This window comes from Sorangium sp. So ce124, from assembly GCF_051525235.1.
In the GTDB taxonomy this organism is placed as follows: Bacteria; Myxococcota_A; Polyangia; order Polyangiales; family Polyangiaceae; genus Sorangium; species Sorangium atrum.
Window position 1 is genome coordinate 12150483 of the sequence record NZ_CP150312.1, and the last position, 17345, is coordinate 12167827.

Sequence of the window (17345 nt, forward strand, 5' to 3'; positions counted from 1 at the left end):
AATAACCTACCTCGCGACGGCGCGCGGAGGCGCGCGCTCGCGACGATGTGAGGGGAAGATCAGCCATGATTCAACTTAGCCAGCTTCTAACTTACCGCGATGAAGGCGTCCTGCTCCTCCCCGGCCTCTTCTCCGACGAGGAGCTCACCGCGATGCAACAGCAGCTGTCCGTCGTGAGCAGGGACAGGCACGCCACGCGGATCCTCGAGGACGACGGGAGCTCCGTGCGCTCGATCTATGCCGCCCACCAGAGCAACGAGGTGTTCAACCTGCTCTCTCGTCACCCGCGGCTGGTGGAGCCTGCCCGGAGCATCCTCGGCGGAGACGTCTACGTCTACCAGTTCAAGATCAACCTCAAGGGCGCTTTCTCCGGCGACGTCTGGCAGTGGCACCAGGACTACATCTACTGGCTCAAGGAGGACGGCATGCCCACCGCGCGGGTGTGCACCGCGGCTGTCTTCCTGGACGAGGTGAACGAGTTCAACGGGCCCATGTTCGTCATCCCGGGCTCGCACCGCGAGGGCGTCATCGACCTGTCGCCCAAAGAACCCCGCAAGCGCTCGCCGGACGAGCCCGGCTGGATGGCCAACCTGGTCGCGGACATCAAGTATTCGGTCGACCGCGAGACCATCGCCCGGCTCGTGCGGCAGCAGGGGCTCTCCTCGCTGAAGGGCCCGCCGGGAACGGTGGTGTTCTTCGACGGCAACCTCGTGCACGGCTCTGCGCAGAACATATCGCCTCTCGGCCGGACGATGATCTTCGTCACCTACAATCGTGTGGACAACGTCCCCGTACCCAGGGGCGAGCCCCGGCCGAGCTTCCTCGTCTCTCGCGACACGCTGCCGATCACGACGGTCGCGGACGACGCGCTGAGGCGCGCGTGTGGCTAGCGCCCCTCGGAGGCCCAGGTGACTGCCCGTCCTCAGGCCGGGAGACCGCGCCGCCGGTGACCGAACGGGCGGACAGCCCAGCCCGGAGACGCATCCAGATTGCTCGCTTTGAAGGAGACTGGCCTTGAATAACGTTGCGATGTCCCTCTCCACGCTCGTCGACGTGCTGCGCCATCGTGCATATCACCAGCCGGAGCGCCGCGCGTTCACGTTCCTGCCAGACGGTGAGCTGGAGGAGATCCACGTGAGCTACGCCGAGCTGGATCGGCAGGCCCGGGCCATCGGCGCCACGCTGCAGCAGGCCGGCGCGACGGGAGAGCGGGTATTGCTGCTCTATCCGCCGGGGCTCGGCTACATCGCCGCGTTCTTCGGCTGCCTCTATGCGGGCGCGGTCGCGGTGCCGGCCTATCCGCCGGATCCATCCCGCCTGAACCGCACCCTGCCGCGGCTCGCGGTCATCGTCCGTGACGCGCAGGCCACCGTGGCGCTCACCACGTCGCCCATCCTGAGCATGGCCGAGCTCGTCTTCGAGCAGGCTCCGGGCCTGAAGCGGCTGCGCTGGATCGCCACCGATGAGGCCTCCGCCGGGACGGAAGGGAGCTTCCGCGAGCCTGAGATCTCGGCCGACACGCTCGCCTTCGTCCAGTACACCTCCGGCTCCACCGGTGACCCCAGAGGGGTCATGCTCACGCACCGGAACCTGCTCCACAACGAGCAGATGATCAGCGCCGGCTTCGAGCTCACCGAGGACGCGAAGGGGCTCGGGTGGCTGCCCATGTACCACGACATGGGGCTCCTCGGGACCATCCTCCAGCCGATCTGCGCGGGCTTCCCCTGCGTGCTCATGTCCCCGGTGTCGTTCCTGCAGCGGCCGATGCGCTGGCTGGAGGCCATCTCTCGCCACCGTGCCACCTGCAGCGGGGGCCCGAATTTCGCCTATGATCTCTGCGTTCGGAAGGCCTTACCAGAGGAGCTCGCCGCGGTCGACCTGAGCTCCTGGAGCGTGGCGTTCAGCGGCGCGGAGCCGGTCCGGGCGGAGACGCTGGACCGCTTCGCCGCCACCTTCGGGCCCCACGGCTTCAGGCGAGAGGCCTTCTACCCGTGTTATGGCCTGGCGGAGGCCAGCTTGATCGTCGCCGGCGGGCGTCGCGCGGATCCGCCCGTCGTCGCCGTCGTCGGCGCAGCGGCGCTGGAGCGCCACCGGATGGTCGACGCAGCGCAGGGTGAGGCCGCGCGCGCCCTCGTGGGCTGCGGCCGGAGCCTGCTCGACGGGAAGCTCGTCATCGTGGATCCGGAAACCTTGCTCCCCCGGGCGCCGGGCGAGGTGGGCGAGATCTGGGTCGGTGGCGCCAGCGTGGCCGAGGGGTACTGGGGCCGACAGGAGGAGTCCGAGCGCACCTTCCGCGCCCGCACGGCGGCCGGACAGGGCCCGCTCCTCCGCACCGGAGACCTCGGCTGCCTGCGCGACGGCGAGCTGTTCGTCACCGGCCGCCTGAAAGATCTGCTCATCGTCCGCGGCCGCAATCTTTATCCGCAGGACGTCGAGCGCGCCGTGGAGACCAGCCACCCGGCGCTGCGGCCGGGTTGCAGCGCCGCCTTCGCGGTGGAGGTCGACGGCGAAGAGCAGCTCGTGGTGGTGCAGGAGATCGATCTCCGGAAGCGGCCCGACGTGCCGGCGGTGCTCGCCGCCGTTCGCGAGGCCGTGACGCTGCACTTCGACGTGCGGCCGCACGCGGTGGTGCTGCTCGAGGCAGGGAGCATCCCGAAGACCTCGAGCGGCAAGATCCAGCGGCGGGCCTGCCGTGATGAGTACCTGTCCGGCGCGCTGGAGGCGGTGGGAGCATGGGAGTCGGCCGGGAGCGACGAGGAGGCCGGGGCCGTCGCCGCGCCGCCGCCCGCGGAGGCCCCCCGGAGCCCAGAGGATATCGAGGCCTGGCTGTCTGCCTGCGTGTCCAGCGTGCTGAACGTCCCCCGCGGCGAGATCGAGGCGGGCAGATCGCTCGCCGCCTGCGGCCTCGACTCGATGCGATCGGTCGAGCTGGCGAGCGCGATCGAGGCGGGGCTCGGGGTTGTGCTGCCGCTGGGCAGCGTCGTGGCAGGACCCACGCTCACAGAGCTCGCGGCCGAGGTGGCTGCGCGGCGGCTCACCGGAGCTCCGCTTCTCGCCGCGGGGGAGCGCCCGTCGGAGTTCCCCCTGAGCGCCTCCCAGCGGGCGCTCTGGTTTCTGTACCAGCTCGCCCCCGAGAGCGCCGCCTACAACCTGGCGAGCGCTATCCGCGTGACGGGAGATCTGGATGCCGCCGCCCTGCGCCAGGCGTTCGAGGTGCTCGTCGATCGCCACCGGCTGCTGCGCGCCGTCTTCCCCGCGCCGGCGCCGGGCAGCGAGCCAGTCCAGCGCATCCTGGCGCGGCCAGAGGGCTGCTTCTCCGAAGAGGACGCCTCCGCGGTGGACGAGGCCTCCCTCCTGGACCGGCTCGCCCGCGAGGCGGACCGGCCGTTCGATCTGGAGCGAGGGCCCCTGTTCAAGGTCCGCCTCTTCAGGCGCTCGGCCCGCGAGCACGTCCTGCTCCTGACGGCCCATCACATCGTCCTCGACTTCTGGTCCATCTGCGTGCTGGTCGAGGAGCTCGGCAAGCTGTACCCGGCGCTCCGCGCAGGCGGATCCCTGCCGGCGCTCGCCCCGCTCCCGGCCGATTATAGCGATTTCGTCTGCTGGCAATCGGAGCGCCTGGCCGGCCCCGAGGGCGAGCGGCAATGGGCGTACTGGCAGCGGCAGCTCGCGAGCCCGCCGGTGCTCGACCTGCCCGCCGACCGGCCGCGCCCGCCGGTGCAGACCTACCGCGGCGCGTCCCTCTCGTTCGGGCTGGAGGCCGGGCTGACCTCCCGGCTGAAGGCCCTGGCCGAGGACCACGGCGCCACCCTCTACATGGTCCTGCTCGCCGCGGTCCAGGTGCTGCTGCACCGCTACAGCGGCCAGGACGATCTGCTGATCGGCTCACCGCTGCACGGCCGCGGCCGGCCGGAGCTGGCCTATCTCGTGGGATATTGCGTCAATCCGGTGGCCCTGCGCGGCGACCTCCATGGCAATCCCACCTTCGTCGAGCTCCTCGGCCGGGTGCGACGCGCCGTGCTGGATGCGCTGGACCATCCGGACTACCCGATGACCGAGATCGTTGAGCGCCTGGCGCTCACGCGGGATCCGAGCCGCTCACCGCTGTTCCAGACCTCCTTCACCTTCCAGCGAGCCCACCTGCTCGACGATCAGGGGCTGACCCCGTTCTCCCTGGGCGAAGCCGGGGCCAGCATGTCGCTCTCGGATCTGTCGCTGGAGTCGCTGTCGATCGAGCGCGCCGCCCAGCTCGATCTCACCTTGATGATGGCCGAGGCGGGCGGCGCGCTGCGCGGCTCCATCAAGTACAACACCGATCTCTTCGACGCGGAGAGGATCGAGCGGATGACTGGCCACCTCCGCACGCTGCTCACGGCGGTGGTCGAAGGCCCCGAGCGGCCCGTGGCGGAGCTAGAGCTCTTGACGGCGCCGGAGAGAGAGCAGGTCCTGGTCACGTGGAACCAGACCGCCGCCGAGCGCCCGCGGGAGTGCATTCACCATCTGTTCGAAGCCCAGGTCCGCCGCTCTCCCGACGCGGTGGCGCTCGTCGGCAGCGGCGGGCGGCTCACCTACCGGGAGCTGAACGAGCGCGCCAACCGCCTCTCGCACCAACTGAGGGCGCGAGGCGTGGGGCCAGAGGTGCTGGTGGGCCTCTGCATGGAGCGCTCCCTGGAGATGGTGGTCGCGCTGCTGGGCATCCTCAAGGCGGGCGGCGCCTACGTGCCGCTCGATCCGCGCTACCCGCGCGAGCGGCTCCAGACGATGCTCGAAGACTCCGGGGTCGCTGTGCTCCTGACGCAGCAACCCCTCCTGGCCTCGCTGCCGGTGGCCCCGGACAGGGCGCTGTGCCTGGGCCCCGGCGCGGCCGAGCTCTCCGGCTGCGCGGAGGACCCGGCGGCCGGCGCAAGGCCCGACACGCTCGCCTACGTCATCTACACCTCCGGATCTACGGGCGCGCCCAAGGGGGTGATGATCCAGCACCGCTCGGTGGTCAACCTGCACCGAGCCCTGGAGCTCGCGGTCCACGAGGGCGCCGCGCCCCCGCTGCGGGTGAGCCTCAATGCGTCGCTCTCCTTCGATGCGTCCGTCCAGCAGCTCGTCCAGCTGCTGTCCGGTCACACGCTGTACATCATCCCAGAAGACACGCGCGGCGACGCCGACGCGCTCCTCTCGTTCGTCGCGCAGCATCGGCTGGACGTGCTCGACTGCACGCCGGCGCATCTGCGGCTGCTGCTCGAGGCAGGGCTCGGCGAGCGGAGCGACGGTGTCCCCGGTCGTGTGCTGGTCGGCGGCGACGCCGTGGACACGTCGATGTGGGGCGCCCTCGCCCGCGCCCCCTACGCGCGCTTCTACAACGTGTATGGCCCCACCGAGTGCACGGTGGACAGCGCTGCTTGCCGTGTCGACGCGCGGTCGCCCACCCCCGTCCTCGGGCGAGGGCTCGCGAACACCCAGCTGTACGTGCTCGACGGCGCGATGCAGCCGGTCCCGGTGGGCGTACCCGGCGAGCTGTACATCGGTGGGGAGGGCGTGGCGCGCGGGTACCTCAAGCACCCTGATCTCACGGCCGACCGCTTCGTCCCTCACCCCTTCTCCACGACGCCTGGCGCGCGCCTCTACAGGACAGGAGATCGCGTTCGTCACCTCGAAGGCGGCGACCTCGAGTTCCTCGGCCGCACGGATCATCAGGTCAAGATCCGCGGCTTCCGCGTCGAGCCGGGCGAGGTGGAGGCCGCGTTGCGGCGGTGCGCCGGCGTGCGCGACGGGGTCGTGGTGGCGCGCGAAGACGCCCCAGGCATGCGGCGCCTCGTCGCATACGTGGCGGGGGACCCGCGCGTGGACTCGCTCCGCGAGCAGCTCCGCGCGTGCCTGCCCGACTACATGGTGCCGAGCGCGTTCGTGGTGCTCGAGTCGCTGCCGCTCTCGCCGAGCGGCAAGGTCGACCGGCGTTCGCTGCCGGAGCCCGACGGCGCGCTCGGCGACGAGCACATGGCCCCGCGGACGCCGAGCGAGGAGCGGCTGGCAGCGATCTTTCGCGACGTGCTGCGAGCCCCTCGCGTCGGGGTCACCGCCGACTTCTTCGAGCTCGGAGGTCACTCGCTGCTCGCGACCCAGGTGGTCTCCCGGATCCGCCGGGAGCTCGGCGTCGAGCTCCCGCTCCGGGTGCTGTTCGAGGCCCCCACGGTCGAGCAGCTCGCGGCGCGGCTCGACCGGGAGGGCGCTCGCGCGGCCGGGCCGGCGATCGTGCCCAGGGCCTGGGGCGCAGGCCCGCGGCCCATCTCGTTCGCGCAGGAGCGCCTGTGGTTCCTGGGCCAGCTCGCGCCGGAGAGCGTGGCTTACAACATCCCCATGGCCCTGCGGTTCGAGGGGCGCCTGGACGTCGACGCGCTCGCGAAGAGCGTGCTCGATGTGACGCGCCGCCACGAGTCCTTGCGCACCACCTTCGCGCAGGACGCCGAAGGCAAGGCCGTGTCGGTGGTGCATGCGGAGCCGCTGGGCGGCCTGGCGCGCGAGGACCTGCGCGGCCAGGCCGACGGTCATGCCCGCGTGCGCGCCGAGGCGGAGCGCGAGGCCAGGACGCCGTTCGACCTGAAGCGGGGCCCGCTCCTTCGCGCGCGCCTGCTGGCCCTGTCCGAGCAGGAGCACGTGCTGCTCTTGACCCTGCATCACATCGTCAGCGACGGCTGGTCGCTCGGCGTGTTCGCCCGCGAGGTGATGGCGCTCTATGACGCCTTCGTCCACCACCGCGGGTCGCCGCTCCCGCCGCTCGCCGTTCAATACGCCGACTATGCCGCATGGCAGAGGGCGTGGCTGTCCGGCACGGAGCTCGCGGCGCAGACCGCGTACTGGAAGGAGCACCTCGCGGGAGCTCCCGGGCCCCTGGAGCTGCCGACGGACCGGCCGCGCCCTCCCGTGCAGACCCATGCCGGCGCCACGCTCCGCCGCTCGCTCGGGAAGGACCTGTCCGAGCGGATCGACGCGCTCAGCCACGAGCTCGGCGCAACGCCCTTCATGACGCTGCTGGCGGCCTTCAGCGTCCTTTTGGGCAGGTATTGCGGCCAGCGCGACATCATCGTCGGCACCCCCATCGCCAACCGCACGCGCGCCGAGACCGAGCCGCTCATTGGCCTGTTCGTCAACACGCTCGCCCTCCGGACTGACCTGTCCGGAGAGCCCACGTTCATCGACCTGCTCGGGCGCGTCAGGCAATCCACCCTCGACGCCTATGCCAGCCAGGACCTCCCCTTCGAGAAGGTCGTCGAGGCCCTCAACGTCCCGCGCGACCTGAGCCGCTCGCCGGTCTTCCAGGTGATGTTCGCCCTGCAGAACGCGCCCGCTCCCGCCCTCGATCTCCCGGGCCTCACGATCAGCCCGGTCGACCTCGACTGGGGCACGTCGAAGTTCGATCTCATGCTCGACGTCCTGCCCACGAAGGCGGGCTACGTCGCCCGGTGGGAGTTCAACTCGGACCTGTTCGATCCTCAGTCCGTCGAGCGTCTGGCGGACCACTTCGTCCACATCGTCGAGGGCGCGCTGTCGCGCCCGGACAGGTCGGTGTACGAGGCGCCAATCCTCTCGGCCGAGGAGCGACGGAGCATCGTCCAGGGCTGGAACGCGACCCGCGCCGACTTCAGGCCGGTGCCAGTGCACGCGCTCTTCGAGGAGACGGCGCGCCGGATACCCGACGTGCTCGCCGTGCTCTTCGACGATCGATCGATGACGTACGCGGAGCTGCATCGCCGGTCGAACCGCTTTGCCCGCTATCTTCAGAAGCTCGGCGTCGAACCGCACTCCCTGGTCGGCATGTACCTCGAGCGCTCGCTCGACGTTCCGGTCGCGATCCTCGGGGTCCTCAAGGCCGGCGCGGCCTACGTCCCCATGGATGCGAGCTACCCGGCCGAGCGGCTCCGCTTCATGGCCGAGGACGCGCGCGCCCCGGTGGTCGTGACGCAGTCGCGGCTCCGCCATCACGTCGAGGGGAGCGGCTCGCGCGTCGTCTGCATGGACGACTGCGCGGCCGCGTGGGAGGAGCCCGACGCGGATCACGCGGTAACGGTCGACCTCTCGGCCCTCTGTTACGTCATCTACACCTCGGGCTCGACCGGGCGCCCCAAGGGTGTGGCGCTCCCCCACGTGGTGCTCACCAACCTCATCCAGTGGCAGCTCACCGAGTCGACGATGGGCGTCGGCGAGCGGACGCTCCAGTTCTCACCGCTGAGCTTCGACGTCAGCTTCGACGAGATGTTCTCCACCTGGGCTTCGGGCGGGACGCTCGTCCTCGTGAGCGACGAGGCGCGCCGTGACCCGGCGCGCCTGCTCGACGTGATCGTCCGCGACCGCGTCGCGCGCCTCTTCATCCCGTTCGTGGCGCTCCAGGGCATCGCCGAAGCCGCGCGCGACAAGGCCACGCTCACGGCGCTGCGCGAGATCGTCTGCGGAGGCGAGCAGCTCCAGATCACGCCCGAGGTCGTCGAGATGTACAGGCAGCTGCCTGGCTCGCTGCTGCACAACCAGTACGGCCCGACGGAGAGCCACTTCGTCACCGGGTATCGCCTCACGGGCGATCCCTCGCTCTGGCCGAGGCTGCCGCCGATCGGAAAGCCCCTGTTCAACACGCAGATGTACGTGCTCGACGCCCGGCTCGAGCCTGTCCCCATCGGCGTGCGCGGCGACCTGTACATCGCGGGCGTGAACCTGGCTCGGTGCTACTGGCGGCGCGGCGACCTCACCGCCGAGCGCTTCGTGCCGAACCCGTTCAGCGACGCGCCGGGCGCGCGGATGTACCGCACGGGAGACGTAGCGCGGTATCTGCCCGACGGGAACATCGAGTTCCTCGGCCGCTCCGATCATCAGGTCAAGATCCGCGGCTTCCGCGTCGAGCTCGCCGAGATCGAGCAGGCGCTCATGGCCATCGAGTCCGTCGGCGCTGCGTCCGCGGCGGTGCGAGAGGACCGGCCGGGGCTGAAGCGGCTGGTCGGCTATGTCGTCCCCAAGCCCGGTGTGGCGCTCGAAGCGAGGGCGCTTCGCGAAGCGCTGAGCCGGCGCCTGCCCGAGTACATGGTGCCGAGCGCGTTCGTGACGCTCGAGTCGCTGCCGCTCTCGCCGAGCGGCAAGGTGGACCGCAAGGCGCTGCCGGCGCCGGACGACGGCTCGGATCCCCAGCGTCCTCGCGTGGCGCCGCGCAATGCGCTGGAGGAGAAGCTGGCGGCCATCTGGCGGGACGTGCTGGGCGTGGGCTCCGTGGGAGTCCACGACAGCTTCTTCGATCTCGGGGGGCATTCGCTGCTCGCCACCCAGGTCGCCTCGCGGCTGCGCGACGCATTCGGGGTGGAGCTGCCGCTCCGTACCCTGTTCGAGCGCCAGTCCATCGCCGAGCTGGCCGAGGCCGTCACCCGCGCGAGCGCGAGCGTCGATGACGAGCCGATCCTCCGGAGCGCCGAGCCCGAGGATCTGCTGGGACAGCTGGACAGGCTCGGCGAGCGTGAGCTGGACGCGCTCCTGGAAGAGCTGGAGCCCGTGGGAGGGCTGGACCGATGAGCGATATCATGGACCTCAAGGACGCCTCGAGCACAGAGCTGAAGCGGGAGCGCCTGCGGCAGCTCCTGGAGAAAAGGGCGCAGGGAGAGAAGAGCTATCCCCTCTCCTTCTCCCAGCAACGGCTGTGGTTCATCGATCAGCTGGAGCCCGGGAGTCCGCTCTACAGCATCGTCGGGCTCGCGCGGCTCCGCGGCGCCCTCGACGCGGCGGCCCTGTCACGGAGCCTGGCGAAGCTGACCCGCCGCCACGAGGCGCTGCGCACGCTGTTCCGGAGCGCCGAAGGACGGCCCGTCCAGGTGCTGTTGCCCTCGCTCGAGGTGCCCCTCACACGCGTGGATCTCGCCCACCTCGCCGAGGCGGAGCGCGAGGTCGAGCTCCAGCGCCTGGTCCGCGAGGAGGTCCAGGAGCCGTTCGATCTGGCGCGCGCCCCGCTCTGGCGGGCGAAGCTCGCGCGGCTCTCGGGGTCCGAGCACGCGCTGCTCCTGAACATGCACCACATCATCTCGGACGCCTGGTCGACAGGCGTGTTCGTCCGCGAGCTGGGGGCGCTCTACGCGGCGGAGGTGGAGGGCAGGGATCTACACCTTCCCGCCCTCGCCACCCGCTACGTGGACTTCGCCGAGTGGCAGCGGCGGCGCCTTCAGGGCGAGCTCCTGGACGAGGAGCTTTCGTACTGGACGCGAGAGCTCGCGGGCGCTCCCGCGGCGCTGGACCTGCGGACCGATCACCCGCGGCCGCGGGTGCAAAGCCACCGCGGCGGCCGGCAGCCGGTGGAGATACCCGGCGCGCTGCGCGACGCCCTGGCCGCCCTGAGCCGCAAGGAGGGCGCCACACTCTTCATGACCTTGCTGGCCGTCTTCGAGGTGCTGCTGCACCGGCATTCCGGCCAGACGGATTTCGTGGTGGGCACCCCCATCGCCAACCGCACCCGCGCAGCGCTGGAAGGGGTGCTCGGCTTCTTCACCAACACCCTCGCGCTCCGGGCCGACCTCTCGGACAACCCGCGCTTCGTGGACCTCCTTTCGCGGGTGCGCGAGAGCACCCTGGGCGCCTATGCGCACCAGGAGCTCCCCTTCGAGAAGCTCGTGGCGCACCTCTCGCCGGAGCGCGACCTGGCCCGCACCCCGCTGTTCCAGGTGCTGTTCGTCCTCGAGAACACACCACGCGTCCGCCTCGCGCTGCCCGAACTGACGATCTCCCTGGAGGCCCCCGACACGGGGACCTCCAAGTTTGATCTCACCCTCTTCCTCGAGGAGGGCCCGCAGGGCGTCGCTGGATGGTTCGAGTACTGCACGGACCTGTTCGAGCCGGACACCATGGAGCGGATGGCAGGCCACTTCCGGCAGCTCCTGGAGAGCGCCGTCGACCGCCCCGATCAGCGCATCCTCTCGCTACCGCTGCTCACGGAGCTCGAGCGCCGGGCCCTGCTCGAGTGGAACGCCACCGCCGCGCCGCTCCCCGAGGAGCCGGTCCACAGGCTCTTCGAGGAGCAGGTGGAGCGGACTCCCGACGCGGTGGCCGTGGTCTTCGAGGATCGCGCGCTCACCTACCGCGCGCTGGACCGCCGGGCCAACCAGCTCGCCAACCACCTTCGCAGCCTCGGTGTCCGCGAGGACATGCCGGTGGGCCTGTGCGTGGAGCGCTCGCTGGAGATGGTGATCGGGCTGCTCGGCATCCTCAAGGCGGGCGGCGCGTACGTCCCGCTGGATCCCGCCCACCCTGAGGAGCGGCTGCGCTTCATGATGGAGGACGCGCGCGCGCGCGTCCTGGTCTCTCGGCGCGGCCTGATAGAGGGGCTGTCCGGCGTCCTCGGCGCGCGCCGGGTCGAGCTCGACGCCGATCAGGCAGAGATCTCTCGCGCGTCCGACAAGGCCCCTGCCTGCGCGGTGAGCCCCGATCTGCTCGCCTACGTGATCTTCACCTCCGGCTCCACGGGACGCCCGAAGGGCATCGGCCTGGGCCATGGGCCGCTGCGCAACCTGCTGGAGTGGCACCGGCGACACCTCCTCCGCGGCGCCCGGACCCTCCAGTTCGCCTCGCTGAGCTTCGACGCGAGCTTCCATGAGATGTTCGCCGCCTTCTGCACCGGCGGCTCCGTCTTTCTCGTCTCCGAGCCCGTCCGCACCGACGCCTCGGCCCTGGCCCGCTTCCTCACCGAGGCGCGGATCGAGAAGGCCATCCTCCCGGTCGTCGTCCTGCAGCTCCTCGCCGAGGAGTGCGCAGACCGCAAGGAAATGCTCGGCGACCTGAAGGAGCTCGTCACCACCGGCGAGCAGCTTCAGATCACCCGGCCGGTGATCCTGCTCATGCAGCGCCTCACGGGGTGCCGGTCCCACAACCACTACGGGCCCTCCGAGACGCACGTCGTGACCGCCCTCGCCCTGCCGGACGCGCCCGAGACGTGGCCGAGCCACCCGTCCATCGGCACGGCCATCTCCAACACCGAGATGTACGTGCTCAACGCGGACCTTCAGCCGGCGCCCATCGGCGCGGCAGGCGAGCTGTACATCGGCGGCGCGTCGCTCGCGCGCGGGTACCTGGGCCGGCCGGATCTCACCGCCGCGAAGTTCGTGCCCGACCCGTTCCGGGGCCAGCCCGGGGCACGGCTGTACCGGACCGGCGATCTGGCGCGCTACCTGCCGAACGGGGAGATCGAGTTCCTCGGCCGCATCGATCACCAGGTGAAGATCCGCGGCTTCCGCGTCGAGCTCGGTGAGGTCGAGTCGGTGCTGGAGCAGCACCCGGGGGTGCGCGAGGTGACGGTGATCGCCCGCGAGGATCAGCCCGGCAACCGGCGGCTCGTGGCCTATGTGGTGCCCTCTGCAGGCGGCGCCCCCGCCGCCGACGCGCTGCGCGCCCACCTGCGCGCGCGGCTGCCCGACTACATGGTTCCGGGCGCCTACGTGATGCTGGAGAGGCTGCCGCTCACGTCGAACGGCAAGGTGGATCGGCGGGCGCTCCCCGCCCCCGAGGCGGCGCTTCAGGCGGTCAGCCCCTACGTCGCCCCGCGCACCCCCGTGGAGGAGGTGCTGGCCGAGATCTGGGCCCACGTGCTCGGCGCGGAGCGGATCGGCGTGCACGACGACTTCTTCGAGCGTGGAGGCCACTCGCTCCTGGCCACCCAGCTCCTGTCCCGCGTCGCGCGCGCGCTGAACGTGGAGCTCTCGCTGCGGAGCCTGTTCGAGGCCCCCTCCGTGGCCGGCATAGCCATCCGGGTGGAAGCCGCCCGCGCCGAGGCGCCGGGCGGGGCCGAGATCCCGCCGCTCCAGAAGATCGCCCGCGAGGGGGGGCAGCCGCTCTCCTTCTCTCAGCAGCGGCTGTGGTTCCTCGACCAGATCGAGCCCGGCAGCCCCTTCTACACCCTGCCCATCTCCATCCGGGTGCTCGGGCGGCTCGACGAGGCGGCGCTGGCCCGCAGCCTGAGCGAGATCGAGCGGCGGCACGAGGCGCTGCGGACGTGCTTCCCGGCCCGGGACGGGCAGCCGGTGCAGGAGATCCGCCCGCCGGCGCCGGTCCCGCTGCGCGAGGTGTCGCTCGTGGATCTCCCGCCGGAGGAGCGCGAGGCGGCGGTCGAGCGGCTCGCCGCCGAGGAGGCGCTCCGTCCGTTCGACCTGGCTCGAGGGCCCCTGTGGCGGCACACCGTGCTGCGGCTCGGCGAAGAGGAGCGCCTGCTCGTCGTGGCGATGCACCACATCGTCTCCGACGGCTGGTCGCTGGGCGTGTTCGTCCGCGAGCTCTCTGCCCTCTACCGAGCCTTCTCCCGAGGTGAGCCGTCGCCTCTGGCCGAGCCGTCGCTCCAGTACGTCGACTACGCGGCATGGCAGCGGCGATGGCTGAGCGGCGAAGCGCTGGCGTCGCGGCTGGCCTACTGGAAGCAGAAGCTGGCCGACAGCCCCGCGCAGCTGGATCTGCCGACGGATCACCCGCGGCCACCGGTGCGGTCGTACCGCGGCGCGCACGTCGCGCTCTCGCTCCCGGCGGAGCTGACCGAGGCGGCCCGGGCGCTGAGCCGACGCGAGGGGGTGACCCTGTTCATGACGCTGCTGGGCGCCTTCCAGACGCTGCTCCACCGCTACGCCAGCCAGGACGACGTGCTGGTCGGCACCCCCATCGCCAACCGGAACCAGCTGGAGACCGAAGGGCTGATCGGCGTCTTCATCAACACCCTGGTGCTGCGCGCGCGCTTCGAGGACAACCCCACCTTCCGCGAGCTGCTCGGGCGGATCCGCGACACGACGCTGGAGGCTCACGCGCACCAGGACGTGCCCTTCGAGAAGGTGGTGGAGGCGCTCAAGCCCGAGCGCAGCACCACCCACTCCCCGCTGTTCCAGGTGCTGTTCGCCCTCCAGAACGCGCCGCTCTCGCCGCTTTCGCTGCCGGGCCTCTCCTTGCAGCCGGTGGCGCTCGACACCCATACGGCCAAGTTCGATCTCAGCCTCATCCTGTGGGAGGAGGAGGGCGGGCTGGGCGGGGCGCTGGAGTACAGCACCGATCTGTTCGAGGCCTCGACCGTGGAGAGGATGGCGTCTCACTTCCGGACGCTCCTCGCCGCGCTGGTCGCCCGGCCGGAGCTCCGCGTCTCCCGCGCGCCGATGCTCACCGCCCTCGAGCAGCGGCAGCTCCTCACGGAGTGGAACGCCACCCGCGCCTCTTTCCCCGAGGACGCGTGCGTTCACCACCTCATCGAGGCCCAGGCCGCGCGGACGCCCGACGCGGTGGCGGCGGCGATGGACGGCCGACACCTCACGTTCGGTGAGCTGGACGTTCGCGCCAACCAGCTGGCGTGGTCGCTGCGTGAGCTCGGCGTGGGGCCCGACGCCGTGGTGGGCCTGTGCCTCGATCGCTCGCTCGATCTGGTCGTGGGCCTGCTCGGCATCCTGAAGGCGGGGGCCGCCTATCTCCCGCTGGATCCGGCCTACCCGCACGAACGCCTCGCGTTCATGATCGAGGACGCCTGCATCGGCGCGCTCGTCACGCAGGAGCAGCTCGCGGCCCGCCTGCCCTCGCAGGGCGCGCCCCGGGTCCTCCTGGACGCGGACGCGGCGCGGCTCGCGCGTCATCGCGCCGACGGCCCACCCAGCCTCGTCGGGCCGGGCCACCTGGCCTACGTCATCTACACCTCGGGCTCCACGGGCCGGCCGAAAGGCGTGATGGTGGAGCACCGCGGGGTGGTCAACTACCTGTCCTGGTGCCTGGGCGCGTACCGGATGGAGGACGGAGCAGGATCGCCCGTCCATTCGTCGATCGCGTTCGATCTGACCGTCACGTCGCTGCTGGCGCCGCTCGCGGCAGGGCGGCCGGTGACCCTGATACCGGAGGACGCGCGGGTGGAGGGCCTCGCCGGGGCGCTCCGCGCCGCCGGGGACCACACCCTGGTGAAGATCACCCCGAGCCACCTGCGCCTGCTCTCGGAGCAGCTGGGCAACGAGGCGGCGGCCGGGCGCACCCGTGCCTTCGTGATCGGCGGCGAGGCCCTCACCGCCGACGATGTGGCCTTCTGGCGCGAGCGCGCGCCGGAGACCCGGCTGATCAACGAGTATGGCCCCACCGAGACGGTGGTGGGCTGCTGCGTCTACGAGGTGGCCGCGGGTGATCCGTCGAGCGGACCGGTGCCCATCGGCTGGCCGATCGCGAACACACGGCTCTACGTGCTGGACCGCGACCTCCAGCTCGTGCCCGTGGGCGTGCCCGGAGAGCTCTACATCGGCGGCGCCGGCGTGGCCCGCGGCTACCTGGGTCGGCCGGCGCTGACCGCCGAGCGGTTCGTGCCGGATCCGTTCGCCGGCGAGACGGGCGCCCGGATGTACCGCACCGGGGATCTGGTGCGCCGGTCCGCGAGCGGCCGGCTCGACTATCTCGGCCGGCTCGACTCGCAGGTGAAGGTGCGCGGCTTCCGCATCGAGCTCGGCGAGATCGAGGCCCTGCTCGCGGAGCACCCGGCGGTGCGCGACGCCGCGGTGGTGGTCCGCGAGGACGGCCCGGGAGGCAAGCGGCTCGTCGCGTATGCGGCCGCGCCAGGCGTCCCCGCGGGGGCGCTGCGCCGCTTCCTCGAGGAGCGGCTCCCCGACTACATGGTGCCGTCCACCTTCGTGGAGCTCGACGAGCTGCCGCTCAGCCCCAACGGCAAGGTGGATCGCAGGGCGCTGCCGGCGCCCGACGCGCTCGCTCGCTCCGAGGACCACACGCCGCCGCGGACCCAGGTCGAATCGCTGCTCGCCGGCATCTGGGCCGAGGTGCTCGGCCTGGAGCGCATCCGCCGCACGGACAGCTTCTTCGACCTTGGCGGGCATTCGCTGCTGGCCACCCGGGTGGCGTCGCGGCTGTCGTCGGCCTTCGGGGTGGAGCTGCCGCTGCGCGTCCTCTTCGAAGCGCCGGAGCTCTCCGCGCTGGCGGTCAGGATCGAGGAGGCCGTGCGGGGCCCGGCGCAGCACGCCGCCCCGGCCATCTCCAGGCGTCCGGAGGGGGATGCGGCCCCGCCGCTCTCCTTCGCCCAGACCCGGCTGTGGTTCCTGGAGCGCTTCGAGCCAGGGAACGCGTTCTACATCGTCACCGTGCCGGTGCGGATCGACGGGGCGCTCGACCCGGCGCGGCTGGCCGATAGCCTGAACGTCCTCGTGGCGCGCCACGAGGCGCTTCGCACCACCTTCGTCGATGTGGACGGGCAGCCGGTGCAGCGGATCGCCCCGTCGCTGATCCTGGACGTGCCGGTGGAGGATCTCCGCGACCTGCCGGCAGAGGAGCGTGAGGCGCGGCTCCTGGAGCGCGCCGGCGACGAGGCGCGCAGGCCGTTCGACCTGGCCAACGGCGCGCTGATCCGGGTCAGGCTGCTGCGGCTCACGGATACGTCGTCCGCGCTGCTCCTCGACCTGCACCACATCATCACCGACGACTGGTCGCTGCGGCTCCTCGTCCGCGAGCTGGCCGAGGTGTACGCCGCCCTGTCCGAGGGCCGGCCCCCGGCGCTCTCGCCGCTGCCGCTGCAGTATGCGGACTTCGCCCGCTGGCAGCGCGAGTGGCTCACCGGCCCGCGGCTGGAGGAGGCGCTGGCCTACTGGAAGCAGCGCCTTTCGGGTCCGCTCCCCGCGCTGGAGCTGCCCACCGACAGGCCCCGCCCCCCCGTGCAAACGTACCGGGGCGCGCTGCAGCCCGTGGAGGTGCGCCCTGATCTCTGGGAGAAGCTCAAGGCCCTGGCGCGCCGCGAGCGGGCCACCCCGTACATGCTCCTCCTGGCCGCGTTCGCGGCGCTGCTGCACCGCGTCTCGGGCGAGCAGGAGGACATCCTCATCGGGTCGCCCATCGCGGGCCGCGACCGGACGGAGCTCGAAGGCCTGCTCGGCTGCTTCATCAACACGCTCGTCCTGCGGATGGACCTCGCCGGCCGCCCCAGCTTCCGCGAGCTCCTGGGCCGGGCGCGCGAGGTGTCGCTGGGCGCCTTCGCCCACCAGGACATGCCGTTCGAGAAGCTCATCGAGGCGCTGAACCCGGAGCGCGACACCAGCCGCTCACCGCTGTTCCAGGTGCTGTTCGACTTCCATACCGCCGATCCGGGGGCGGTGTCCCTCGGCGGGCTCTCGCTGTCCGCCATCGCGCTGCACAACGGCACCTCCAAGTACGATCTCAGCCTCGAGGTGCAGGACCTGGGCGACCGCCTGGTCGGGCGCTTCGAGTACAGCACCGACCTGTTCGACGCCGCGACCATCACCCGGATGGTCGCGTGCCTCTCCACGCTCCTCGAGGGCGTGGCCGAGGATCCGGATCGCCCGGTGGACCGCCTCCCGCTGCTCTCCGCGGCCGAGCAGCGCGCCCTG

The 17345-nt window shown here is 71.4% G+C and carries 2 protein-coding genes and 1 pseudogene; all 3 read left to right on the forward strand.

The features are described from left to right. Positions 1-65 precede the first annotated feature (65 nt). Positions 66-890 (forward strand): phytanoyl-CoA dioxygenase family protein, encoded by an 825-nt coding sequence (locus WMF19_RS45650; protein WP_437896084.1) that lies wholly within the window; start codon positions 66-68, stop codon positions 888-890. A 124-nt stretch (positions 891-1014) separates the two neighbouring features. Beyond that, positions 1015-9537: an amino acid adenylation domain-containing protein gene (locus tag WMF19_RS45655; protein ID WP_437896085.1), complete on the forward strand. Its 8523-nt coding sequence runs from the start codon at positions 1015-1017 to the stop codon at positions 9535-9537. A gap of 8 nt (positions 9538-9545) precedes the next feature. Continuing rightward, positions 9546-17336: pseudogene (locus tag WMF19_RS45660) on the forward strand (amino acid adenylation domain-containing protein); the annotation flags it as partial. Between the last annotated feature and the right edge of the window lie 9 nt (positions 17337-17345).